Raw genomic sequence first — 25,072 nt, 5'->3', positions numbered from 1 at the left:
AGAGATGATCCATCTAAAAGAAATGACACCGGAAAACTGGAGAATTCCTCTACGAGTTTCTCCACAACAAGAAAAATACGTTGCTAATTCGACGACACTACTCGCACGCGCCTATGCTTATCGACATCTGGGAAGTGTTGCGTATGTGATTTACGAGGATGAGTTACCAGTCGGAATGGCCCTCTATTACGATTGCCCGCCGTTAAATGCCTATGATTTTAGCCAATTCTTTATTGATGAACGCTATCAGGGGAAAGGCTACGGGAAAAAAGCTGCACAACTAATAATAGACCGCATGAAGCAAGAGGGACGATTCCAGAAGATTGTTCTTTGTTATGTCGAAGAAAATGAAGGTGCAAGAATCCTGTTCAAAAGCCTAGGGTTCAAACATACAGGCGATGTAGATGGGGATGAAATCACGATGGAGCTAGTGATTTAAGGGATTAGTCCATTGTGGTGAAAAAGAGGAATGACAACTCATCAATAAAGAAAGGGTAGAAGTCGATGTCTAAAAAAGGGAAAATTCTAGTGTGTGTGCTGATTCTTATTGGAGTCATCTTGGTAGAGCTTAGCATGTATGTCGTACCGTTTATGGAAGAAATCAAAGCGTTAGAAGCTCCAATTTTTGTTGTGGGTGTCTTGTTAATAGCAGGAGCATTGTGGCCTCTTACAAGGAGTATGAAAAATCAAAAAGAAGAAAGGTAGAAAGGGGAAACGACATGGCAATAATAGAAAGTGAAGCGGGATTAGGGATTCCGCTGATATTCCTGGTGAGTTTTGGGTTTATTGCGACTTGTGTGCTTGTCATTTTCGTTCGCAGATGGACAGCCGCAAAACAGAGCGGAGGTCCGTTTACGGCACCGTTTCATATTGCGAAAGGAATGTTTTACATTCATGTGGCGTTCTGTTTCAAAAAGCGTCGTATTCCTCTATCATCGATTCGCCAGATTTCAGTTGATTTCATGCGAGGAAGAAAAGGTGGAGGCGCCCGTTATGTTGTCACAATTGAACAAAAGGACAAAACAACGACGATGTTCTTCATGGGGAAAAGAAAAGCTAATGATGTACTGCTGGAGGAGTTACCTCAAGCCGTGAAGCGGTATCCAATAAGAATTCAGAAGAACTAAGAATAAAAATAGCGTGAAGAAGAATGTTGAAGATCAGCATTCTTTTTTGTTACTTTGATTTAGTATATAAACGAGTAATTTTGAAAACGCTTGACATTTAATCGTTCGAGCGGTAAGATGTAGTCGTCATAAAATGACACCGGTGTCAAATAAGTGAATATCTATTAGGTCTGAAAATATGGAGGTCATTATGAAACGTTTAGACGGCAAAAAAGTATTTGGTATTCGTAAGTTAAAAGTTGGAGTTTGCTCAATTTTGTTAGCGGTTTCCTTTGTGGACGCACAAAATGTATTGGCAGAGGAAGTAGCCCCCTCTACTCAGTCAACTACAGAACAAAACAAGCTAGTAACAACGGTGACATCGCCTGAAAAAGTTCAAAAGGATAATCAGTTAGAAACTACGGTAGAGAATGCAATTCCAAAAGAAAATGTAGAAACTCCTAAGAAAGCTGATGCCGGTGAAAAAGTAGAAGAAGTAAATAAAGATACAAATGATGAAAAACTAAATGCACCAGCTATCGCACTTCATTCTGTATCGGAAAGAAGTGCGAATGGGGTAGAAGCTGCTCAACCTACAACTGATACTTTAAATGTTAAAGATTTTGGTGCAGTTGGGGATGGAGTTACGGATGATCATGAAGCTATGCAGGCAGCTATCGATGCTGCATCTCAAGGACTAGGTGGAGGAAAATTATATTTCCCTGAAGGAACGTATCTTGTAAAGAAAATGGTCCAATTAAAGAGTAATATCGATATTCGCTTGCATGATGATGCAACGATTGTTAACGGAATTAATTTCCAAGGACGTCCTTCAATCGTATTTATGACGGGTCCTTTCATTAATGGAGGAGATAAGATTTTCTGGGAGCCAACAGAAAACATTAGTTTTACGGGTGGTACGATTGATATGAATGGTGCTTTGAATGAAGAAGGCACTAAACCAAAGAATTTACCGTTTATTAATTCTTCTGGTGGTTTTGCGATTGGGAATAGCTCAAATGTCACTATCCGCAATGTAACGTTTAAAGATAGTTATCAAGGGCATGCCATTCAAATTGCGGGGTCTAAAAATGTATTGGTGGATCAATCTCGTTTCTTAGGTCAAGCATTACCTAAAACGATTAAAGATAATGCGATGATTACAAAAGAGTCGATTCAAATCGAACCGATGACAAGAAAAGGATTCCCGTACGCATTAAACGAAACTGGTGTGAAGTCAGAAAATGTAACCATTCAAAATTCATACTTTGGAAAGAGTGATAAGTCCGGTGAGTTGGTAACCGCAATTGGTACGCATTATCAAGCCGTTACTACTCAAAATCCTTCGAATATTAAGATTTTGAACAATCATTTCGACAACTTAGTTTATTCAGGGATTCGATTTACTGGATTCACAGATATTGTGATTAAAGATAATGTATTTGATAAAAAGACAAAGGAAGAAAGTGTTCGATACAGAGAAGATGGTGGAGCGTTAGTAAATGCCTTTAGTTACAAAAATACAGAAGATGTTCTGGACTTAAATAAGAAAGTAGTAATCACAAATAATCGATTCAATATTAAAGATCCTAAAACACAAGCGATCCGAGTAGCCAGAGATAGTGAAGAGTACTTAGGAAAAGTAAAAGATATTGAAGTAACAAACAATATCATTAATAATCAAGCTCAAGATTCTGAAGTTCCTTCAATTGAACTTCTCCGCATTAGTGATGGATTAACTGTTTCAGGGAACGTTATTAACGGCGGAAAAGATGGGATTGTCATCAATAACTCTACAGGTAGCATTACAGCAATCGATAATTTTTTTTCAAACTTAACTGGGAACTCCATTTCATTGCTAAATTCTGGAGATTATGGAAATATTTCCGTAGTAGCTTTAGGGCTTGGGAATGCCGATATTCATACAGAAAATGGGAACTATCATGTAATTGCAAGAAATAAAAATGGGTATTATTATCTTGCAACCTACTCCGATGATCAATCAGCTAACTTAATTAACAAAGTTGGGGAAGTAATTATTCCGATTGCACAAGGGGAACGATTTGAAAGATATATACAGTACGAATTCCGTAAGGTTTCTGAAGAAGGCAAGAAATCCGACACTCCAGCAAAAGAAGCACTCGTTCAAGCTGAAGCAAACAGAAATCAAAAAGAATTACCACAAACAGGAACGAATAGTTATTTAGGTGCTATTGCTTCCCTTGTTGGATTAGGAGTGTTTTTTGGAGTCGGAGGAGTGAAGAAACGTCATGAAAATTAAAATCATTTGTTCTATTCAAGGTACGGCGGCTGAAAACGAAGATGCGCTTGGTAGTTTTGGAAATTTCTTTTGGGTGATTGATGGAGCCACAGATTTATATAATGCAAAAAAATCGATTGGATATTCGGTTTCTGAAGTAACGCATTTATTGTCTAAGGTGATTGCAAAACATTGTGCAGAATCAAAAACGTTAAAAGAAATTTTTTCTGAAAGTATTAAGGAGGTCCGTTCGATTATAGGGTTAGATGATTTTAACCATGAAGAATATTGTAAACTGCCGACTTTCGCCTTTGTTTTTGCAAAATTAACAAAAACAAAACTGGAATACATGATTCTTGGAGATTGTGTCGTGCTCGTGAATGACAAAGAGATAACCGACCATCGTGTGGACCGTTTGTTTGATTTAGGAAAAAACGAAATTGCACATTCAAGTAAGGAAGGCGTCCAAAGAAAAATAATCTTACAAAAAATTAGAGAACTGGCCAATACATCAAATGGATATTGGATTGGCTCGCTGGATGAATCTTGTGTGGAACATGCTATTTACGAAAGTACAGAAGTGACTAGTAATCAAATTGTATTAATGAGTGATGGCTTTTATGAGTTTTATTCTCAACATCCAGAGGATAAGTTGGATGATTTAATTGTAATGAGAAAGCAATCACAGGAAGTCGATCCTATTTATGGAAAGAAAGATGATGCAAGTATACTAGTTGTTGATCTTTTAAAGGATTGAAGACCCTGAAATGAAGAAAATAATTGAATAATCAAATAGATTAAGAGGAGGAAATGATGCAAACAGTAATCAATAATTTTGTTGAACAAGTAATTCAATCTGGGCTGTATAAACCTATGGATTACTCATATGTAAAGAATAGAATACTTGCTCTAGTCGGAGAGGAAGGGGCTAATACATCTACAACTGAAACGGATATAAAAAAATTAAAAGATATGCTCGTTGAATTAGCTGAGAAAAATGGGAAAGTAGGCCCCTTGGCAGAAGAAAAAGACTGTTTAGGCGCAGAGTTAATGAACTTTATTACTCCAATTCCAAGTGCTGTTAATGAAAATTTCTGGAGTACTTATCAAGAATCCCCTGAAAAAGCTGTAAATGATTTTTATCAACTAAGTAAAGACAACGACTATATTAAATTATCAGCGATTGCTAAAAATATTGCATTCTGTGCAGAAACAAAATATGGACCGCTTGAGATTACGATTAATCTTTCTAAACCAGAAAAAGACCCTAAAACAATTGCAGCTGAGAAATTGATGAAAGCTTCGAATTATCCAAAATGTCTTTTGTGTATGGAAAATGAAGGGTATCAAGGAAGAGTAAACTATCCAGCTCGTGCGAATCATAGAATTATCCGAATGAAACTTGGAGATGAAGAATGGGGATTACAATATTCACCATATTCATATTTTAATGAGCATGCCATTTTTCTAAATACAAAGCATATTCCGATGGTGATTTCTCCTAAAACATTTGAACAACTATTAGAAATTGTAGATATTATTCCGGATTATTTTGCAGGATCAAACGCAGACCTCCCTATTGCAGGTGGCTCTATTTTAAGTCACAACCATTATCAAGGTGGAAAATACGTTTTCCCAATGGAAGTAGCGGAATGTGAAACAACCTTCGTATTTTCAGGATTCGAAGATATTCAAGCTGGTATTGTGAAATGGCCAATGTCTGTTCTTCGATTACGTGGTAAGAATAAACAAAGAATAGTGGAATTAGCTTCGAAGATTTTAAAATCATGGCAAGGGTATACCGATTTAGAGGCAGATATTATTTCTACAACTGGAGAAATTCCGCACCATACAATCACTCCGATTGCTCGTGTAGTGGATGGTCAATTTGAAATGGATCTTGTTTTGAGAGATAATCACACATCAGAGTTACATCCAGATGGCGTATATCATCCTCATAAAGATGTTCAGCATATTAAAAAGGAAAATATCGGGTTAATTGAAGTGATGGGACTTGCTATTTTACCACCTCGTTTGAAAACAGAGTTAGAGGAAGTTGAGAAATATCTTTTGGGCAAAGATAACGCAATTGCAGATTATCATTTAGAATGGGCAGACCAATTAAAAGAAAAATACCTTAACGTTAAAGAAGAAGAGATTAATAGCGTAGTTCAACACGAAGTAGGACAAGTGTTTGCAAGAGTTCTCGAAGATGCTGGCGTTTATAAGAATACTCCGTTTGGACATGAAGCATTTATGAGATTTGTTAAGTCGGTTGGAATTAATTAGGAGGAACCCCAAATGGCAATATTGGTGACAGGCGGAGCTGGTTATATTGGTAGCCATACCGTAGTAGAATTATTAAATTTAGGGAAGGAAGTCGTAATTGTCGATAACCTTTCGAACTCTAGCATCTTGGTATTAGATCGGATTGAAGCAATTACAGGGAAACGTCCTGCGTTTTACGAATTAGATGTTTGTGATAAACAATGATTGAGAAAAGTTTTTGAACAAGAATCTATTGAGGCTGCAATTCATTTTGCAGGATACAAAGCTGTCGGCGAATCCGTGCAAAAGCCTGTGATGTACTACGAAAATAATATTATGAGCACATTAGCTCTTGTTGAAGTGATGTCAGAGTTTAAAGTTAAGAAGATTGTGTTTTCATCGAGTGCGACTGTATACGGCATTCACAATCAATCACCCCTCATTGAGACAATGCCGACAAGTGCAACAAATCCTTATGGGTACACCAAAGTGATGCTTGAACAAATTTTAAAAGATGTTCATGTAGCAGATTCAGAGTGGAGTATTGCATTGCTTCGTTATTTCAATCCGATTGGGGCTCACGAGTCTGGGTTGATTGGTGAAAACCCTTCAGGAATTCCTAACAACTTGATGCCTTTTATTGCACAAGTAGCGGTAGGTAAGCGACCAGAGCTTAGTGTTTTTGGAAATGATTATGATACGGTAGATGGTACTGGCGTTCGAGATTATATCCATGTAGTGGATTTAGCGATTGGCCACATAAAAGCGTTAGAAAAAGTATCTGAAAAAACAGATGTTTATATTTATAACCTTGGTTCAGGAGAAGGCACTAGTGTATTACAACTTGTAAATACATTTGAAAGTGTTAATAGGGTTCCAATTCCTTATAAAATTGTTCCAAGACGATCAGGAGACGTTGCGACTTGTTATGCAAATGCAGACAAAGCTTATAAGGAATTAAATTGGAAGACAACGAAATCAGTTGAAGACATGTGTAGAGATACATGGAATTGGCAATCGAAAAATCCAAACGGATATTAATAGTATAATTCTGCTTTGTAATAGTAAAAAAGACAATAAAAACAGGAATAAAAAAAGTTTATGAAAACGGTTGACAAGAAACCGATTACACACTATAATGAAGTTACCGTTTGACACCGGTGTCAAAAACAAAAGAAGGAAGAATAACATGAAAAATCTTACAAAAATAAAATTTAAAGAAAATGGAGAATTTAATCATTTTCCAGGTAACACTGTTGTTGCCAATCTTTATACAAAACCAGATTTAATGGAAGTTGTGGATATTATTCAGGCTCGCTATAGAGAATTACCTTTTATTGATAAATTTACTCTCACCCCTAGAGATTCTATTCATATGACTGTAATTGAATTGCTTTGCCATGAAAATCGTGAGCCTGAATTTTGGAGTAGCCATCTACCATTGGATACACCATTACAAGAAATCCATGATTACTTTGCAAAACAACTAGAAATTTTCCCATTGCTAAACGAAGAGATTCATATGCGTGTGACTGAAATGGGAAATCAAAACATTTTAGTTGAACCAGCAGATGAAAACTCCGCTAAACGATTAGAAGAAATTAGAACTTATGTTTCTGAAAAAGCAGGTGTTCGTTTCCCTAACCATGATCGTTATCAATTCCATATCTCAATTGGATATCTTCGAGTTCCATTAACTGAAGAAGAAAATGAAGAGTTTACTAAAGTGAAAAAGGAATTAACAAAAGTTTTACTTGAAAAAGTTCCTGTCATTACTGTAAATCGTATCGATTATACAGTGTTTGAAGATATGAGACGTTTTGTTCCATATTGCGAAAAGTTTGGAAAATAAAAATTATAAATAAAAACAAAAAGGAGATTTCAACATGAAAAAATCGAAATTTTTAAAAACTTTACTAGCTGCAGGGCTTGCAGTTACAACATTAGCTGCATGCTCAGGAGGAGCAAATAGTTCATCAAACGCTACAACAACTGCACCTCAAGCACAATCAGAAGAAAAAGCGGATAAGAGCCAAGAATTAGTAATTTATTCTAACTCTGTTTCAAATGGACGTGGAGATTGGCTAACTGCTAAAGCGAAAGAAGCTGGTTTCAACATTCGTATGGTGGATATTGCTGGTGCGCAATTAGCTGATCGTGTTATCGCTGAAAAAAATAACTCAGTAGCAGATATGGTGTTTGGTATCGGTGCTGTAGACTCAAATAAACTTCGTGATGCAAACCTTCTAGCTCAATTCAAACCAGAATGGCTTAACAAGATTGATGCATCATTAGCCGATAAAGATGGATACTATAACCCAGTTATCGTTCAACCTTTAGTATTGATTGGAAATCCAGAAGCTAAAGAAATGCCTAAAGACTGGACTGAATTAGCAGAAAAATATAAAGGTCAATATTCTATCTATGGATTAACTGGAGGAACAGGACGTGCGATTTACGCAAGTATCTTAGTTCGTTACCTTGATGAAAAAGGAGATTTAGGCGTATCAGAAAAAGGATGGGAAGTTGCAAAAGAATACTTTGCAAATGCCTATACTCTTCAAAAAGGTGAAAGCACAGTTGTTAAAGTGTTAGATAAAGAAAGCCCAATCCAATACGGTATGATTTGGGGTTCTGGAGCGTTAGTCGGACAAAAAGAACAAAATGTTGAATTCAAAGTAATGTCACCTAAAATAGGGGTTCCATTCGTAACTGAACAAACAATGATTCTTAACACAAGTAAGAAACAAGCATTAGCAAAAGAATTCATCAACTGGTTCGGTCAAGCAGACATCCAAGCTGAATACAGCCAAAAATTCGGTTCTATTCCAGCGAATAAAGATGCTGTAAAAGAATTACCAGAAGCAACTAAGAAATTTGTTGACCAACTTAAACCACAAGATATTAACTGGGAAGTTGTTGGTAAATACTTAGACCAATGGGTTGAAAAAGCTGAATTAGAATACGTTAAATAATATTAAATGTTGAATTAATCAATAAGAGTCTCGCTAGGATTCTACTCTATGCCATAGAAAGAGTCTACGCGAGACTTTTTAAGATAACACAAAGGAGTAAACAATATGATTAAATTTGATAACATTCAAATTAAATACGGTGATTTTATTGCGATTGACAATTTGAATTTAGAAATTAACGAAGGGGAGTTCTTTACATTCTTAGGACCTTCAGGATGTGGAAAATCAACAACTTTACGTGCATTAGTAGGATTCTTAGATCCATCAGCAGGTCGTATTGAAGTAAATGGTAAGGATGTTACTAAATTAGAACCTGAAAAACGTGGAATCGGAATTGTGTTCCAATCTTATGCATTATTTCCAACAATGACGGTTTTTGATAATATTGCGTTTGGTTTGAAAGTGAAGAAAGTAGCTCCAGATGTGATTAAAGCAAAAGTTGCAGCGATAGCAACAAAAATTAAAATTTCTGACCAACAATTAAAACGTAATGTATCAGAATTATCAGGTGGACAACAACAACGTGTGGCACTAGCTCGTGCGTTAGTATTAGAACCAAAGATTCTTTGTCTTGATGAACCACTTTCTAACTTGGATGCTAAATTACGTGTAGACTTAAGAAAAGAATTAAAACGTCTACAAAAAGATTTAGGAATTACAACATTGTACGTTACTCACGACCAAGAAGAAGCGTTAACATTGTCAGATAGAATCGCTGTATTTAACAATGGATTCATTGAACAAGTGGGAACACCTCCTGAAATTTACCATCAATCTAAAACAGAATTTGTTTGTGACTTTATCGGAGATATTAACGTCCTTTCTGAAGAAACAGTTCATGAGATTTTAGAAAACAATCCAAACATTCCTTTAGAGGATAAAAAAGGATATATTCGTTTAGAAAAAATTCGTTTCAGACGTGAAACTGAAGGTGACGTTGTTCTAAAAGGAACAATTATTGATACAGAATTTTCAGGTGTAACAGTTCGTTACACTGTCCAAGTGTCTGATCATCAAGTGTTAAACGTAACACGTATTGATAGTCAATTTGCAATCAAATCTGTAGGGGAAAATGTGGAACTTTATATTACACCTTCAGATGTCGTGCAATATTAGGGAGGTACAACATGCGTCATAAGTTAAATTGGAAAGATTGGCTCATTCGTATAGGGCTAATCTGGTTCCTCGTAACGTTTATTATTTATCCAAACTTTGATTTGGTTGTGAATGTATTTGTCAAAGATGGGCAATTCTCGCTAGATGCTGTTAATCGTGTACTTAAATCACCACGTGCAATTCAAAGTATTATGAACAGTTTTAAACTAGCATTCTCGTTAATTATTACAGTTAACGTAGTAGGTCTTCTTTGTGTGTTGTTCACAGAATACTTCGATATTAAAGGTGCCAAGATCTTAAAACTTGGATATATGACATCTTTAATTTATGGTGGTGTGGTTCTTGCAACGGGGTATAAATTCGTATACGGCCCATATGGAATGATTACAAGAATTCTTCAAAACTTCCTACCAAACCTTGATCCAAACTGGTTTGTGGGATATGGTGCTGTATTATTCATTATGACCTTCTCAGGTACAGCCAACCATACATTGTTCTTAACAAATACCATTCGTGGTGTCGATTATCATACTATTGAAGCAGCGCGTAATATGGGAGCAAAACCATTTACCGTATTCAGAAAAATTGTTTTACCAACATTAACGCCAACATTATTTGCCTTAACAATTATGATTTTCTTAAGCGGGCTATCAGCAGTTGCGGCTCCAATGATTGTAGGGGGTAAACAATTCCAAACAATTAACCCGATGATTATCACATTTGCAGGGATGGGGAACTCTCGTGACCTTGCTGCATTACTTGCGATTGTCCTTGGGATTGCAACAACAATCTTATTAAGTATCATGAATAGGATTGAAAAAGGCGGAAACTATATTTCTATTTCTAAAACAAAAGCGCCTTTGAAAAAACAAAAGATTACTTCAAAACCATGGAATATCATTGCGCATATTGTGGCATACGCTTTATTCGTAGTGTTCATGTTACCTTTGATTTTCATTGTCTTGTATTCATTCACTGATCCAGTGGCGATTCAAACAGGTAACTTGTCATTAGCTAACTTTACTCTAGAAAACTATCACCAATTCTTCAGTAATAGTGTTGCGTTCTCACCATTCTTAGTCAGCTTTGTATATGCTATTCTTGCAGCTATCACTGCTACAGTTCTTGCAGTTGTATTTGCACGTGTGGTTCGTAAACATAAAGCTCGCTTTGACTCATTCTTTGAATATGGTGCGTTATTACCATGGCTATTACCAAGTACTTTATTAGCAATCAGTTTACTATTTACATTTAACCAACCACAACCACTTGTATTTAATCAAATTCTTGTGGGAACATTTGTAATCTTACTAATTGCCTATATTATTGTAAAAATTCCATTCTCTTATCGTATGGTTCGTGCTATTTTGTTTAGCGTTGATGACGAGATGGAAGATGCAGCTCGTAGTATGGGGGCGTCTCCGTTTTATACAATGATGAAGGTTATTATTCCGTTTATTTTACCGGTAGTACTTTCAGTTATTGCGCTTAACTTTAACTCTCTATTAACAGACTTCGACTTATCTGTATTCTTGTATCATCCATTAGCTCAACCTTTAGGTATTACTATCCGTTCAGCTGGTGATGAAACAGCAACATCAAATGCACAAGCACTTGTCTTTGTATATACAATTGTATTGATGATTATTTCTTCAACAGTACTTTACTTCACACAAAGACGTGGCAAAACAACTAGAAAATAATTATGGTTACATCAGGTATTGAATTAACGAATACAGATATTTTTATCCGAATTGCATTGTCTTTGATAGCCGGAATGGTTATCGGCATGGAGCGAGGTAGTAAATCGCAACCAGCAGGAATTAGAACGCATAGTGTCGTTTGTGTTGCGGCATGTTTAATCATGATGACTAATGAATTTGTTTCTTATAAGTTTGGGACAGGAGATCCGACCAGATTAGGAGCGCAGGTTGTTTCGGGAGTCGGTTTCTTAGGGGCAGGGACGATCCTTGTCACAGAAAAGAAAAAGGTTACAGGACTAACCACAGCCGCTGGTATTTGGGGCTCTGCAGGAATAGGACTCGCAATTGGAGTCGGCTTTTATCAGGGAGCAATTTTAGCAGCCGTTTCTATTTGGGGCGTGATATCCATGTTCCAACCGTTAAAGATGTATCTACAAAAACGCTCTCGAGTAATTGAACTCTATATTGTAGTCAATTCTACGGAAGCCTATAATCGTGTATTAGTCTATTGTGCAGAAAATCGAATTCGAATTACTGACTCAAGGACTGCATTCGGTGAAGTGAACCAAAGTCGAATCCAGTATTTCGATGTACCAGAGAAGAAAATTGCTTCTTTTGTAACGTTAGAATTAGCTGGCAGCTTTGAACATCTTCGACTTATGGAAGAACTTTCTAATCTTCCAGGTGTCATTTATGTTGAAGAGATTAGTTAGATACGGATCAAAGAGCAGGGATTTCCTTGCTCTTTTTTAGATGGACAAGGATTTGCTAGGGAGATGACGAAGGACAACTTCCTAATGTAGGCTTGATAGAGGAGTTTTTATTGGATGAAAGTATGTAAGATAAATTTTGATAATGGAAGCATTCGATATTATAATAGAGAATGCCTAGAGAAGGAATGTCATATTCATACATTTCATGAGATTTGTGAATGGGTATGGGCATTTCGTCTTCCAATGGATCAAATAATAAATAAAGTAATTTTCAAAGAAAAGCTAGTACCAATTTTAGAAAGTTACATAAAAGAAATAGACCAAGAATTAAAAGGAATGAATTGTCTCACGGAATTATATTTGATAGAATTATGTGGTATTCCAATATCTTACGCGTATATTCAAGCGATGATTATCAGATATTTTGAATTGCTTGGATATAATAGTGAGCTCTTAAAATTTCGAGTGAACAGAACGCATCAATAATGACAATTAGTATAGTGATCGAAAAAATAAATTTATAAGGAGTAAGGATGGAAAAGTTTAAGAGAAAGGCTACTATTTATGATATTGCGCGCATTTCAGGAGTCTCTCCAAAGACTGTTTCCCGTGTTATCAATGGTGGTGATGGAGTTAGATCAGAAACTTACCAGTCTGTAATGAAGGTAATTGATGAACTGTCTTATATTCCAAATGCGTATGCACAAAATCTGACTAAGAAAGAAACAACGAATATTCTCATTTCAGTCAAGAAGATGGAGTCCTTCCCATTAATCTGGTTCCAGACACTATTGGATAAGGTTTTACAAACTTGTAAAGAAATGGGAGTCAATGCAATCGTCGAGTATTTTGGTGAAGGGGATTCAATTAAGGATTCTATTATTTCAAGTACTGGAAGTTTAGTCGATGGAGTTATTGTTTTTTATGAAGGTAAAGATGATAGTAGAATTCAATATTTAAAGAAAAATAATATGCCTTTTATTGTGTTTGGGGAATCACAGACAGAAGGTGTTATTTATGTTTCGAATAATGATTTCCAAGCAATGTACGATTTGATGGGAGCCGTTGCTGATAAAGGGCTTCGTGACATGTGGCTACTAATGGGTGGAGAGTCACTTGTCAATAAAGATCGTGAGAAGGGTGCTCGTACTTTTGTAAAAGAGAAAAAGTATGAAATGGCTTTAGAAGTTGTTTATGGATTAGCTACGATTGAATCTGTGTATCATTATGCGATGGATAATTTAACAGGTACGAATATACCGGATATTATATTTGTCTCTGGGGATGAAAAAGTCCAAGGGATTATTCGTGCGTGTTACGAAAAAGGAATCTCGATTCCTGACCAATTAGCTATTGTAGGGTTTGACAACATTCCAATAGCACAATATTATACACCTGCATTATCAACCATTTCTCCAGATTATAGTCAGTTAGCAAAAGAAATGATTGATGGAGTTCTTGCGATTATCAATGGAGATAAAAGAAAATCTGTAGAGGTTTCTACAACTCTTGTCAGACGACAATCGTTTTAAGCAGAGCACGGTGCAAATAATATAAATGTCTTAAAATGGAAGTAAGCTTTTAGAGTTTATTTCCATTTTTTGTTTTCTGATTTCAGTTTATTTGCTAGGAGGAAAGACAGCAGTTTGATGAACTGTAACATCTCACATTGCGCGATGAGTGCTATAATAGGTACTGTTTTTTATTAAACACGACTTGTTTTCAGAGGATTTACATATAATGAAAATCATTTACAACAGAAAGGGGAGAAAATGATGTCTACTCATAAAAAAGTATCACTTTCAGAAGTAAACCAATCGATTGAGACGCCAAATAATAATCATTTCTGGCAGAACTTAAAAGCTTTCTTAGGACCAGGAGCGCTCGTAGCAGTAGGATACATGGACCCAGGTAACTGGATTATCAGCGTGGTCGGAGGGGCTTCGTACAAATACACATTGCTCTTCGTAATCCTTATTTCGTCATTAATCGCAATGCAGTTGCAACAAACGGCAGGGAAACTTGGGATTGTTACACGTATGGATTTAGCGCAAGCAACAGCGCATCACGCATCAAATGGCTTCGTCATATTTTATGAGTCATCGTCGAATTAGCGCTGATGGCAACAGACTTAGCGGAAGTGCTTGGATCGGCCATCGCCTTGAACCTCTTGTTTGGCATTCCAATCATGGGAGAATTTACCAACACCAAATGGAATACTTTCCTTGGATACGCGGTAGCGGTTATTCTAATTATCCTAAACTTCAAGTTAATTATTGATTTATTCTAGATTTGAACGGGCATCTTCGGGTGCTCATTTTTTGTTTGGTCGGATTTCACAATAGAGCTTACTCAAGTACATAGATGTAGGTGAAAATTTTCATGCGAAAACTCCTAATCTTCACAGAAGTTTGGTTGTATTTTTCAAGAGAATAGGATAGATTATAAGTAAGAATAATGGAACCGCATTCAAATGACAGTGCAGTTTCTATACGGAAAAGAAGCATGGAGAAATCATCCTAAAGAACAATGGCATGTATAAAATCGTCGAACCTTTAGACATAAGATTTAGAGGAGAGAATGTTGGACCAAAGCAAAGGGATATAGTTGTCATACTTAAGAAGAGAGAATGGAGGAATTAGGATGAAAAAGGGTCTTATTTTGCTACTATGTATGAATGTGTTGCTATTGTCGTCTTGCAAGTCTCCTAGTGAACAAAACAAGACAACGACCTTAGATACTTCTATAGAAACCTCAACTACAAAGCAAGTGACAGAGCAGTCGCAAACGAGTGAAACAACGACTGCTATGTCGGTAATTACGCAAGAAAAAACAACGAGTGTCACTACTCAAGAAACACAAAACGAAACCACAACCGAGGCTGTGGCCCCAACGCCTCAGCGACGTAAGAAGATTTTAGCCGTCACTCCTCAAATTCAAGAAGAATGGTATTTCTGTGCGCCGACAACGGTGAGTATGATTCTTTCCACTCAGGGAAAATTCGTTTCTCAGCGACAACTGGCACAGGAGATGGGAACTTATGTACCTTTTGGAACGCATAATAAAGATGCCATTCGTGTGTTGAATCAGCATTTATTTGGATATCCAGAGCCCAAAGCTGGGCAGCCTGGTTATCGCCTTGCGACCGTCACGAATGTGAGTCCTGATTCCGAGGATATGCGTTTGTTCAAGGAACGCGTTCGCAAAAATATTGATGATGGCTATCCAATGTATTACACTTTTACCCTTTCCAAAATTTATCCTGGAAAAAATGGGGAGCATAATGTGATTGGAATTGGGTATGAATTGACTCCAGATGGCAAAGATATTTCAGCGATTTATTATTTAGACTCCATGACACATGAACAAGATCCTGTCTATGGTAGTTTAAAAAAGGTGACGCCAGAAGAGCTGCTTGAAGCAATGGCGGCTTGCGAGGAACCTAATTATGCTTGGTAAGAGAATGATGAAGTAAAAATAAGTTATTCGTCTTGAACATAGAATCTGGAAGTAACGGGAGAAGGTGAAAAGATGGCTTCTAGCAAGGAATATTTAGCCTATATTTTAGAACAATTATCAGGATTAGAGGATATCCGCTACCGAGCGATGATGGGGGAATATATTTTGTATTACCGGGAAAAGATTGTCGGTGGTATTTATGATGATCGATTCCTAATCAAAAATGTGACATCTGCAAGAGAAAGCATGCCGGACGCCTCATTGGAACGTCCATATGATGGGGCAAAAGAAATGCTTTTGGTGGAAAATGTAGAAGATAAGGAGTTCTTAACGGAGTTGTTTAATTCTATCTATGATGAACTGCCGGCTCCCAAACCCAAGAAAAAGAAATGATGGCGGGAGGAGGTTGCCAAGTGGTGGACGATTAGCAGGCATTCCTCTAAATCCATAAAGTAACGATAACACCTGTAGCAGTTTTAAAGTGCTACAGGTGTTTTTGATGTGCTGGAAAAATAGTTGAATGGGAATATAATCTTCCTCTGTTATTTGGTATAATAACGGTACAGTTTAAAGAGATTTGAGGCGAAATAAATGAAGCCGGAAGAGTATTCTTGGAATGAGTGGGAACAAAATATTTATATCAATGGGAAAGAGAACGACAAATCGCATTAGCGCAAGACTTTTTAAAGAAAGTAGGATACTAAAGATGAACATGAGTATTAGAGAAATTATAGATAAAAAGGAAAAAGAATCGATTTCAAAAGAAGTTTTATATGATCTTCCAGAATGGTTTGGAATGCCAGAAAGCACGCAGGAATATGTCGATGATGCGATGGACAAACCGTTTCTTGCTTGTTTTGTAGAGGTTAAACTCGCAGGATATGTTGTGTTGAATGCTACGAGTGAGGATTGTGCAGATATTTTTGTGATGGGAGTCAAAAAGGAATTTCACCGCAAAGGAATCGGCCAAAAATTAAATGAGGCGTATGAGCAACTAGCACGGAGTTTAGGGTACACTTATTCCCAAGTGAAGACTGTGAAAATGGGGCATTACGAACAGTATGATCGCACGAATCTTTTTTATAAGGCGATGGGGTATAAGGAGTTAGAATGCTTCCCGACATTGTGGGATGAATGGAATCCGTGTCAAATCTATATTAAATATTTAGGGGAATGAAGCGGAAGATTACAACAGGAAATAGGAAACAGAGGTGAGTGCTATGAAAGTAAAGAAGATTGGTATCGTCAGTTTGTCTAGCGGAATTTTAGGGGAGAGTTTCATTCAACATGAGCTCAATCTTGGGAAGAAACGATTAGAAGAATATGGGATAGAAGTTGTATTTTTACCTCATGCATTAAAAGGGCTAGAATTTATAAAGCAACATCCCGAATGTAGAGCGCAAGACTTACTAACCGCTTTTCAGGATGATTCGATAGAGTTGATTTTATGTGCCATTGGTGGAGATGATACGTACAGATTGCTGCCTTATTTATTTGAACAAGACGCGCTTAAAAAGGTTGCCAAGCAAAAGATTTTTCTAGGTTTTTCAGATACGACTATCAATCATTTGATGTTGCATGAGTTGGGCATTCGCAGTTTCTATGGGCAAGCGTTTTTGCCAGATGTGTGTGAACTTTCGAAGGAAATGCTTCCATATACAAAATCGTATTTTGAGGAATTACTGACAACAGGAAGAATTAAAGAAATCCGACCGAGCGACATCTGGGTTCAAGAAAGAGAAGACTTTAGTGAAAAAGGACTAGGGGTTTCGATGCCAAGTTTTCCAAATCAAGGGTTTGAGTTGCTTTCAGGGCCTGCTCAGTTTACAGGACAAATCCTAGGAGGGTGTTTGGAATCTATGTCGGAATGTCTCGAAAATTCAAGATATGAGGATACGGTTCGCCTCGTACAACAGTATCAACTATTTCCTACTTTAGAAGAATGGAAAGGAAAAATTCTTCTACTGGAGACGAGTGAAGAACAACCGACTCCTGAATGCTTCCAAAAGATGATTCAAACGCTAGAACGCTACGAACTTTTTGATGTGGTATCGGGTGTGCTTGTTGGAAAACCACAAAATGAAACCTATTATGAACAGTATAAAGAGATTCTCCTGGAAGAATTAGGGGAGAAGCAGCTATCCATTGTTTACAATATTAATGTTGGGCATGCGACGCCTCGTTGTATCATTCCTTTTGGGATTGAAGCTCAAGTGGATGTGGGCGACCAAGTGATTCGTTTTATATATGAATAATAAAATTTTAGAAGTGAGAGTAATGAAGCAGACTCGAATGTGGAAGGGGAGTCTGCTTTCATTTTTCTAAAACAATGACGGAGTCTTCCAAAATGTATTTACTGACAAATGGGAATAGAAATGCCATAATGAGGTGAATTCTAACAAAATTAGGTATGAGATGAATAATGATGCTATCGCTACTGTATCGATGAATCCGTACCTGAGGAGCAAAACTCTTATGGAAAAGGAGTAAATATGGAAACAAAAAGATGTGATTGGGCTAACCATAGTCTACTTGAACAAAAATATCACGATGAAAAGTGGGGAATCCCTATCTTTGACGATAAGGAATTATTTAAGATGCTTTGTTTAGAAGGGATGCAAGCGGGACTCAGCTGGTCTACGATCCTTCAAAAAATGGAAGGACTGTGTAAAGCTTTTGATAACTTTGATCCAGACATTGTGGTGAACTATGATGAAGAGAAGGAAGCTGAACTCCTTCAAAATAAAGAAATCATCCGAAATCGATTGAAAGTAAAATCTGTTGCGAACAACGCCAAAGCTTACTTTAAGATATGTGAAGAGTTTGGGTCATTTAGCGACTATTTATGGGGATTCGTTAATCATACCCCAATCATTAATTCTTGGAAATCCATCACAGAAGTACCAGAAAAAACGGATCTTTCGGACAAAATCAGTAAAGATTTGAAGAAAAGAGGCTTTAAATTTATTGGCTCTACTATTATTTATGCATTTATGCAATCGGTAGGGATGGTAAATGATCACCTTCTGGACTGTGAGTTTAGAAGGATAGAGAAGGATTAAAAATATTTTTAATATTAGAAAGTTGAAGGAGAAAAGAGGTAATCTACCTTCAACTAGTCAATACGATAACACACCAATGAGAGGACATACCATTGTTTCTTCTGATGATGTAATCAAAGTCATCCAATTGAAGTATCCAAAAGACTTAGACCGAGTTAGAGCGGAAAGAGAACGGCAAATCGCATTAGCTCAGATATTTCTAAAGAAGGAAACACCTAAAAAGGAAGTGAAAAAAGATGTGTGAAGAATGCTATGTAACGAGTAGTAGAGTTACGCCACTTTTACATCCTTTAGATTGTTTAGAACATCATAAGCAGTATATTTGTGGGATATGTGGACGTTGTATTTGTATTGAATGCGACAAAAAAGGATCTTTGCAAAGATGGAATTTCCCATTTAAGTCGTTAGAAATTGCGACCTTATACCTCAGAACCGCTGATTATACAATGAAACAGACTTGCGGAATCTATGAAATCAAGGGAAAGAATGGAAGAATTTCCTATAAAATATTTGCTAAGGAAGAAGATTTAAAGGAGTATTTAAAAAAGAATAAAGATAAAAGCTGTGAAACGATGAAACCAAGTTTTCAAATGCAGAAGTATAAGGAATTTCCAAATACGGAAGTTCGAAGATTAGACTCAAAGGAGATACAGCGGTATTTAGCACAGAGATAAGAATGAATTAAAAGTTCAAATAGGTGGGGAAAATATGTTTTATAGGACGGAACAACTACACGACGAGGAAATCTACCTTCAACTAGTCAATACGATAACACACCAACCAGAAAAGGGGTGGCTCCCTGCATACTATTTTGAAATTTATTTACTGGATGGTACTAGAATCGGGAAATGTGATTTAAGAATTGGGAACAATAAAAAGACTTATTTTGGAGGGAATATTGGTTATCACATTGATAAAAATTATAGAGGACATCAATACGCTGCAAAAGCATGTCGGTTATTGTTTCAGTTGGCTAGAAAACATTCACTAGAGTTTCTCTATATTAGTTGTCAACCACATAATATAGCGTCATATCGTACTTGCGAAATTTTAGGTGGTAAACTGATTGAAATTGCTGATATTCCAACAACAAATGAAATGTATCAAGAAGGAAAGAGGAAAGTTAAAATTTATCAGTTCCATTTATAAATAGATTCTTCTTCAAATGAGTAAATGAATAGTTATTGTAGAATTTTTTGAAAAAGGCATAAACAAAGGATTATAGTGGTACAACTTTTGTTTATATATTATAATATTTTTGGTATTTGTACTTAATTTTTAAAGGGATAAAATTTTTCGGGATGAATTTAGAAGAGAATTTTATTTATGATGTTTTGCACTAATTAATAGTGATAGACAATTATTGGAACCCAAAGCAATCAAATTCTTTTTTTCTAGATATTCAGACTGAAAAAGTAATTTCTGAGAGCTTTGAATTCCCTTGATTAAGTGATAGAAAATACTAGAAACTGATTGAAGAAGCGGAGGGTAGTAAGTAAGCTCTATTTGAAAGAGGAAAAAATCAGTAAAAAAGGAGATTATTATGGAAAACTTTATGCAAGCATTAGATGCCTTAGGCAATTATAAATATATATTAATTGGAATGTTCGTATTAGCAGCAATATTTTCAATTGTATCAATGAAATTGAATAAAAACGCTTTAGAAAAATGGTTAAAAGAGCATCCTACTGCGGTAAAAATCGAACTTTCTGCAGGAAGTAACTTAATTACTCAAAAAGAACTACTTGCTGAAGTGGTTAGAGGGGAAGCAGCCATTTTTGCGGAAAAAGGAAAATATATCGTTTGCGCAGTTCCTGGAGATATCGTTTTACGAGTAACTTATTCTTATACAAGACCAGGAGTGATGTACAAGACAGTTACGACAACATGGGGCCCATCTGAGATTGATTTAACGATTGAGCCAGGTAAAGATTACGTATTAAGCTTTGATAAAGAAGAACAACAATTTAATTTAACGGCTAAATAAGTATTAGACCTATTCTGTTTGAAGAACAGAATAGGTCTTTTTTATGTTAAGTGTGCTATTATAAATTTTAAAGAGTGTATAATCATCGTCTAATTGTTAAGGAATTCAAAGACATAGCGAGAGCTTTATGCAGTTTCAAAACGAGAAGAGGAAAATTGTTAAAAAGGAACGCGAAGAACCGCAGAAAATCATTACGAAAATCTTTTATCAATAAAAATAATATTAAATATAGAATCATTGTTTGATAGTTGTTTGGAGGGTGAGATGAATATAAGAAAAGCAATGGATATAGACTTTGATCGTATTATGGAGATTTATAAAAATGCACAATTATTTATGATAGAATCTGGAAATCCAAATCAGTGGGGGACTCTCTATCCTTCACCAGAATTAATTCGAGAGGATATTCTAGCTGGAATTTCCTATGTGATTGAAGAAGAAACTAAAGAAATTCATGGTGTATTCGTAATGATGAACGGTCCGGACCCCACTTATCAAAAAATAGAAAAGGGTGCATGGTTGAATAAGGAACCCTATGTTGTGATTCATCGTATTGCTAGTGATCGACGTGTGAAAGGGGTTGTAACAAGAGCTGTAGATTATTGTAAAAGATACTCCAACAATATTCGTATTGATACGCATTTTGATAATAGAGTTATGCAAAAGCAAATTGAACGAAATGGATTTGTAGAATGTGGTATGATTTATGTGGACGATGGATCCGCTAGAATCGCTTATCAATGGAGTCGAAACTAGTATTGTCGCAAGTCCAATAAAAAGAGGGTGAATGAGAAAATATGAAAAAAATCGCTGTAAAAGAGTTTAAAGAATTATATCAAACAAGTGAAATTACGGTCTTAGATGTACGAGAAAAGGGAGAATTTCAAGACGGACATATTCCAACGGCAAAGAACTATCCTTTAAGTACGTTGGAAAAAGAGTATACAACATTAAATCCAGAGCAAAAATACTACGTCATCTGCCAAGGGGGCATGCGTTCAGCAACAGCTTGTCAATTTTTGGAAGGAAAAGGATTTGACGTGACGAATGTTGAAGGGGGCATGAATCAGTGGCAAGCTTAGTGCAAACGAACAAGGTGCAATTGTTGCCTTTTAGCAAAAGCTACCTGCAAACGATTTGGAAGATTGGTTTTTCAACGGAGAAGCCAGAGTGGACGAAATGGAACGCACCGTACTTTAATGATTATCGTCCGTTTCAAGATAATAAAAGTTTTGAAGAAAGTCCTGTTGCAGCCTTCTTAATGGGTGAAGATTGCTGGTGTATTGTCGCTGGAGACCAGCCTGTGGGGATGGTTTCAAAATCATGGGTGGATGAAGCCACGCGATGGCTAGAAATCGGGATTGTGATTTACGATGAGCAGTTGTGGGGGCAAGGGATTGCGACAATAGCATTGAAAATGTGGGTAGATGCTATTTTTAATGAAATAAGCGCCCTCGAACACATTGGGATGACGACTTGGAGCGGGAACAGTGCGATGATGGCTGTTGCTGAGAAATTAGGGTTCCTAAAAGAAGGTCAAATCCGTAAAGTTCGTTACTATCAAGGACAGTATTATGACAGTGTGAAGTATGGAATTTTACGCGAAGAGTGGATTACAAAAGTATAACAATAAAGAAAGAGACTAATCATGCGATTAGTCTCTTTTAGTATGTTTGTCATTATTTTCCAGGATTCTTAGGGTCTAGACCCCAAGTCTCTTCGATAAGCGCAATCATGGTTATAATCGTCTTTTTATCACCTTCAAAAGAAGCGGTATAGACTTTATCCCCTTTTTCGAAAATCCAAGTAAAGTAGTATTTTCCGTCTTTCATTAAGAGTTGTAAGAGGAAAGCATCCATTCCGGATACTTTTGTTCTCGAACCGTGAATTTTTTGGACGTTTGGGTGCTTTTCCCATTGAGCAGCTAGTCGAATGGCAATCATTTCTGCTCCCCAAGTTTCTCCTTCACCAGGTGTTGCTTGATCTTGAGTGAATCCATTTAATGTAATAATATTGTATCCATCGAGTGCTGAGTACTGGAATTGTGGTCCCCCATTCACATCTTTAAAGTTGACCCAATCTTTAGGCACATTGACGTATCCAGTATCGTCTCGGCCAACACGTTGAGTGTCATTAAGTGAGATTTCTTTTTCTTCTGAAGAAGCTCCCGTTGTTGTCGTTGCTTGTGTAGTTGTTTCTTTAACGGCTTCCGTTGTTTGTACGGTCGTCGTTTCTTTTGTTTCTTTAGTAGAGTTACCGCATGCCGCAAACACAAGTGCAGAAAGAACAGTAACAGAGCCTAATAAAATTTTGTTTTTCATCGTTACACTCCTAAAATATGAATTTATAGCATTAGTGTATCATTTTTTAAGATTTTTTAAAAGTTCAGTCAGTAGTTTGTCAGCTTTGATAAAAGTTAGCCCTAAACATTAGAGATGTCATAAGATAACAGCTTATTTCAATAGATGGTATAATAGAATTACGATTAATAATGAGGTGAGACTTATGCTTATGTTAAAAATTATCCTATTTGTTCTCGGGATAACCTTTACGGTTTTTGGATATCTCATCGTGTTCAAAAAGCAGTATGGGCTCATCAATGATTTCGAAGCACGGAAGAGGGCGGGGAGCCAAAAAGATACAGATGCGATTCGAGTTGGGCAAGTTGAGTTAATCCTAGGTATTGGATTGCTTGTCCTATTTGTGTTATTAATGATATTTACGTAGAGGAATACTGTAGAAAGAGAGTTTGGTAGTGAAGGAATTAGCATTGATATTAGAAGATACGCAGTGGGAGAAGACAACGATTACGCATGATCGACAAATTGTGCGAGCCATTGTGATAGATGAAAAGGGATATTTTTACTTCGTGCGGGTACACCGCGATGATATCTTCGGGACTGGCGTTTTTATTGAAACAGCTGGAGGAGGCGTAGAAGAAGGGGAGTCAACTGAAGAAGCCATCCACCGAGAATTAAAGGAAGAACTAGGTGTTAAGGTAGATGTCCTTTGTAAAATAGGTCAAGTTAGCGACTACTATAATCAGATTCACCGTCATAATTTAAATCATTACTATCTTTGTCAGATTAAGTCTTTCGGGGAACCCGAGATGACTCCAGTAGAACAAAAGGAATTCCAATTGTCAACATTAAGAATGACTTATGAAGAGGCCGTTTCTGAGTATCAAAAGTGTGCTTCTAAACCATGGGGAGTCCTTCTTGCAAACCGTGAATTAGCGGTTCTTGAATGGGCAAAAGAGTGGTTAAGGGGCGTAAAATAAAATTAAAAGAAGAAAAAGGAATATCGTAGGCACCCAAAAAAATGAGTCAGAAAGACTATTGTATTCAAGTTGAGGGAGATTTATACTAAAATTAATTAGGGAGTTTTTATAAAGTATATTAGGGGGGATTAGGGTGAAGATTCATTCGAATTGGAAAATAGGGTTATTGGTTTTAGCTTGTGTTTCTTTAGCAGCATGTGGAGGAAATAAAGAAGAGGCGAAGTCAACGACAGAGATGCAAGTGAACGTCACGACAGTAGCACCATCTAAATTACCAGATTCGTTGCTGCCTTTTAAGAAGGAGAAGCAATTGGTGTTGGGAGAACTGGATAAGCTGGAGCGTTCTATATCTGCACATATTCAACTGAATATTAAAGATAAGCCAAAAGCTAAGAGAGAACCAAAAATCAGTGTGGATCCAGTTGGTTGGCATAATTATAAGATGCCGATTGATGAATCAGGAAGTGGGAAAGAAGCATGGCTCATGAATCGTGGTCACTTAGTAGGGTATCAATTTAGCGGTCTTGATAATGAGTTACGGAATTTAACGCCGATGACAGCCTTATTAAATACGGGGAGCTTGTCGGACAAGGATTCCTCAAATCAAACTGCAATGTTGTTCTATGAGAATAATCTTGCAGATTGGATTAATGCTCATCCGAATGATTGGTTGGATTATAAAGTAACGCCAATTTACGAAGGGGATGAACTGATTCCTCGAAAAGTTGAGTTGCAGTATGCTGGAATAAAAAGTGATGGAACACTCCTAAAGATTTCTTTTGGAACAAAACAAGAGAAAATGGATGAAGAGGGTGTAACTCATGTGATTCTAGAGAATATATCTCCAAATGCAAAAATTGACTATGCAACAGGGAATGCGGAACCATTATTTGCTAAGAAGAAACTCGAAACAACAGTTGCGCAGACAGAGGCTACAACTGAAGCGACTGTGAATCAAGAAGAACAGCGTACAGTTTATGTAGCTAAAAAAGGAAAATCGGATGTGTATTGGTATATAAAAGGCAATATGCCATCGAATACAAACTGGGATAACGTTGTAGAGATGACGGAGGCTCAAGCGAAAAGCCAAGGAAAACGTCATAGCTCTAGGGAATAAGAAAGACCCACCGCTTAATCTAAGTG

General features: G+C 36.7%; 29 protein-coding genes and 2 pseudogenes. 30 read left to right on the top strand and 1 reads right to left on the bottom strand.

The genetic code is table 11. The features are described 5' to 3' along the window. Nucleotides 1-4: 4 nt before the first annotated feature. The 27 genes and pseudogenes from ACO5V7_RS03600 (at nt 5) to ACO5V7_RS03470 (ending at nt 22,276) form a co-directional block, all read left to right on the top strand. Nucleotides 5-439: a GNAT family N-acetyltransferase gene (locus ACO5V7_RS03600; protein ID WP_485485083.1), complete on the top strand. Its 435-nt coding sequence runs from the start codon at nt 5-7 to the stop codon at nt 437-439. 65 nt (nt 440-504) lie between these two features. After that, a complete protein-coding gene (locus ACO5V7_RS03595) occupies nt 505-705 on the top strand; it encodes a hypothetical protein (RefSeq protein ID WP_485485082.1) in 201 nt (66 codons plus the stop codon). Between the two features lie 14 nt (nt 706-719). Then, complete coding sequence (locus ACO5V7_RS03590; protein WP_485485081.1) at nt 720-1,127, top strand: hypothetical protein; 408 nt, start codon at nt 720-722, stop codon at nt 1,125-1,127. A 190-nt stretch (nt 1,128-1,317) separates the two neighbouring features. Next, nucleotides 1,318-3,387: a glycosyl hydrolase family 28-related protein gene (locus ACO5V7_RS03585; RefSeq protein WP_485485080.1), complete on the top strand. Its 2,070-nt coding sequence runs from the start codon at nt 1,318-1,320 to the stop codon at nt 3,385-3,387. Beyond that, complete coding sequence (locus ACO5V7_RS03580) at nt 3,377-4,123, top strand: PP2C family serine/threonine-protein phosphatase (protein ID WP_485485079.1); 747 nt, start codon at nt 3,377-3,379, stop codon at nt 4,121-4,123. The genes ACO5V7_RS03585 and ACO5V7_RS03580 overlap by 11 nt, the downstream gene beginning before the upstream one ends. A gap of 56 nt (nt 4,124-4,179) precedes the next feature. Beyond that, on the top strand, nt 4,180-5,655 hold the full coding sequence (galT, locus tag ACO5V7_RS03575) for a UDP-glucose--hexose-1-phosphate uridylyltransferase (RefSeq protein ID WP_485485078.1): 1,476 nt from the start codon (nt 4,180-4,182) through the stop codon (nt 5,653-5,655). 12 nt (nt 5,656-5,667) lie between these two features. Beyond that, nucleotides 5,668-6,675 (top strand): annotated as a pseudogene (gene galE / locus ACO5V7_RS03570) (UDP-glucose 4-epimerase GalE). Nucleotides 6,676-6,823: 148 nt separating this feature from the next. After that, a complete protein-coding gene (locus tag ACO5V7_RS03565) occupies nt 6,824-7,486 on the top strand; it encodes a DUF1868 domain-containing protein (RefSeq protein WP_485485077.1) in 663 nt (220 codons plus the stop codon). A gap of 34 nt (nt 7,487-7,520) precedes the next feature. Beyond that, nucleotides 7,521-8,609: an extracellular solute-binding protein gene (locus ACO5V7_RS03560; protein ID WP_298646614.1), complete on the top strand. Its 1,089-nt coding sequence runs from the start codon at nt 7,521-7,523 to the stop codon at nt 8,607-8,609. A 105-nt stretch (nt 8,610-8,714) separates the two neighbouring features. Then, the gene (locus ACO5V7_RS03555; RefSeq protein ID WP_485485076.1) at nt 8,715-9,725 is read left to right on the top strand and encodes an ABC transporter ATP-binding protein; all 1,011 of its coding nucleotides are present in this window, start codon (nt 8,715-8,717) and stop codon (nt 9,723-9,725) included. Between the two features lie 11 nt (nt 9,726-9,736). Next, entirely contained in the window at nt 9,737-11,428 is a 1,692-nt protein-coding gene (locus tag ACO5V7_RS03550) for an ABC transporter permease (RefSeq protein ID WP_485485075.1), read from the top strand. 2 nt (nt 11,429-11,430) lie between these two features. After that, nucleotides 11,431-12,141 (top strand): MgtC/SapB family protein, encoded by a 711-nt coding sequence (locus ACO5V7_RS03545; protein WP_204703409.1) that lies wholly within the window; start codon nt 11,431-11,433, stop codon nt 12,139-12,141. A 114-nt stretch (nt 12,142-12,255) separates the two neighbouring features. Further along, nucleotides 12,256-12,627 carry a hypothetical protein gene (locus ACO5V7_RS03540; RefSeq protein ID WP_298646627.1) on the top strand — a complete coding sequence of 124 codons (372 nt, stop codon included), beginning with the start codon at nt 12,256-12,258 and terminating at the stop codon, nt 12,625-12,627. Between the two features lie 47 nt (nt 12,628-12,674). After that, a complete protein-coding gene (locus ACO5V7_RS03535; RefSeq protein ID WP_298646630.1) occupies nt 12,675-13,673 on the top strand; it encodes a LacI family DNA-binding transcriptional regulator in 999 nt (332 codons plus the stop codon). Between the two features lie 243 nt (nt 13,674-13,916). Continuing rightward, a pseudogene (locus ACO5V7_RS03530) lies at nt 13,917-14,416 on the top strand (Nramp family divalent metal transporter); the annotation flags it as partial. A gap of 368 nt (nt 14,417-14,784) precedes the next feature. After that, a complete protein-coding gene (locus ACO5V7_RS03525) occupies nt 14,785-15,600 on the top strand; it encodes a C39 family peptidase (RefSeq protein WP_485485074.1) in 816 nt (271 codons plus the stop codon). Between the two features lie 72 nt (nt 15,601-15,672). Next, entirely contained in the window at nt 15,673-15,993 is a 321-nt protein-coding gene (locus ACO5V7_RS03520) for a TfoX/Sxy family protein (RefSeq protein ID WP_485485073.1), read from the top strand. A gap of 313 nt (nt 15,994-16,306) precedes the next feature. Then, complete coding sequence (locus tag ACO5V7_RS03515; RefSeq protein ID WP_485485072.1) at nt 16,307-16,777, top strand: GNAT family N-acetyltransferase; 471 nt, start codon at nt 16,307-16,309, stop codon at nt 16,775-16,777. Nucleotides 16,778-16,820: 43 nt separating this feature from the next. Next, nucleotides 16,821-17,855: a S66 family peptidase gene (locus tag ACO5V7_RS03510; protein ID WP_485485071.1), complete on the top strand. Its 1,035-nt coding sequence runs from the start codon at nt 16,821-16,823 to the stop codon at nt 17,853-17,855. Between the two features lie 237 nt (nt 17,856-18,092). After that, nucleotides 18,093-18,662: a DNA-3-methyladenine glycosylase I gene (locus ACO5V7_RS03505; protein ID WP_485485070.1), complete on the top strand. Its 570-nt coding sequence runs from the start codon at nt 18,093-18,095 to the stop codon at nt 18,660-18,662. Between the two features lie 22 nt (nt 18,663-18,684). Continuing rightward, complete coding sequence (locus ACO5V7_RS03500; protein ID WP_485485069.1) at nt 18,685-18,906, top strand: hypothetical protein; 222 nt, start codon at nt 18,685-18,687, stop codon at nt 18,904-18,906. Beyond that, a complete protein-coding gene (locus tag ACO5V7_RS03495) occupies nt 18,899-19,336 on the top strand; it encodes a hypothetical protein (protein ID WP_485485068.1) in 438 nt (145 codons plus the stop codon). Before ACO5V7_RS03500 ends, ACO5V7_RS03495 begins: the two co-directional genes overlap by 8 nt. 34 nt (nt 19,337-19,370) lie before the next feature. Continuing rightward, nucleotides 19,371-19,811, top strand: a complete 441-nt coding sequence (locus ACO5V7_RS03490) for a GNAT family N-acetyltransferase (RefSeq protein WP_485485067.1) — start codon at nt 19,371-19,373, stop codon at nt 19,809-19,811. A gap of 394 nt (nt 19,812-20,205) precedes the next feature. Then, nucleotides 20,206-20,649, top strand: a complete 444-nt coding sequence (locus ACO5V7_RS03485) for a hypothetical protein (protein WP_298646656.1) — start codon at nt 20,206-20,208, stop codon at nt 20,647-20,649. A 264-nt stretch (nt 20,650-20,913) separates the two neighbouring features. After that, complete coding sequence (locus ACO5V7_RS03480; protein ID WP_485485066.1) at nt 20,914-21,405, top strand: N-acetyltransferase; 492 nt, start codon at nt 20,914-20,916, stop codon at nt 21,403-21,405. A 41-nt stretch (nt 21,406-21,446) separates the two neighbouring features. Next, entirely contained in the window at nt 21,447-21,731 is a 285-nt protein-coding gene (locus ACO5V7_RS03475) for a rhodanese-like domain-containing protein (protein WP_485485065.1), read from the top strand. Further along, nucleotides 21,719-22,276 (top strand): GNAT family N-acetyltransferase, encoded by a 558-nt coding sequence (locus ACO5V7_RS03470; protein WP_485485064.1) that lies wholly within the window; start codon nt 21,719-21,721, stop codon nt 22,274-22,276. Before ACO5V7_RS03475 ends, ACO5V7_RS03470 begins: the two co-directional genes overlap by 13 nt. A gap of 52 nt (nt 22,277-22,328) precedes the next feature. On the opposite strand, the gene ACO5V7_RS03465 is transcribed toward ACO5V7_RS03470, so the two are convergent. Further along, on the bottom strand, nt 22,329-22,970 hold the full coding sequence (locus tag ACO5V7_RS03465) for a hypothetical protein (RefSeq protein ID WP_485485063.1): 642 nt from the start codon (nt 22,968-22,970) through the stop codon (nt 22,329-22,331). Nucleotides 22,971-23,154: 184 nt separating this feature from the next. Here ACO5V7_RS03465 and ACO5V7_RS03460 point away from each other — a divergent pair, with 184 nt between their 5' ends. From ACO5V7_RS03460 to ACO5V7_RS03450, 3 genes are all read left to right on the top strand, one after another. Further along, the gene (locus ACO5V7_RS03460; protein WP_485485062.1) at nt 23,155-23,376 is read left to right on the top strand and encodes a DUF3784 domain-containing protein; all 222 of its coding nucleotides are present in this window, start codon (nt 23,155-23,157) and stop codon (nt 23,374-23,376) included. Between the two features lie 28 nt (nt 23,377-23,404). Further along, the gene (locus tag ACO5V7_RS03455) at nt 23,405-23,929 is read left to right on the top strand and encodes an NUDIX domain-containing protein (protein ID WP_485485061.1); all 525 of its coding nucleotides are present in this window, start codon (nt 23,405-23,407) and stop codon (nt 23,927-23,929) included. A gap of 133 nt (nt 23,930-24,062) precedes the next feature. Next, nucleotides 24,063-25,046: a DNA/RNA non-specific endonuclease gene (locus ACO5V7_RS03450; protein WP_485485060.1), complete on the top strand. Its 984-nt coding sequence runs from the start codon at nt 24,063-24,065 to the stop codon at nt 25,044-25,046. The last annotated feature ends 26 nt before the right edge of the window (nt 25,047-25,072 follow it).

The sequence above is a fragment of the Granulicatella sp. genome (assembly GCF_057274575.1).
Note: the sequence above shows the minus strand (reverse complement) of the source record. Positions and strands in the feature narration are given on the sequence as shown.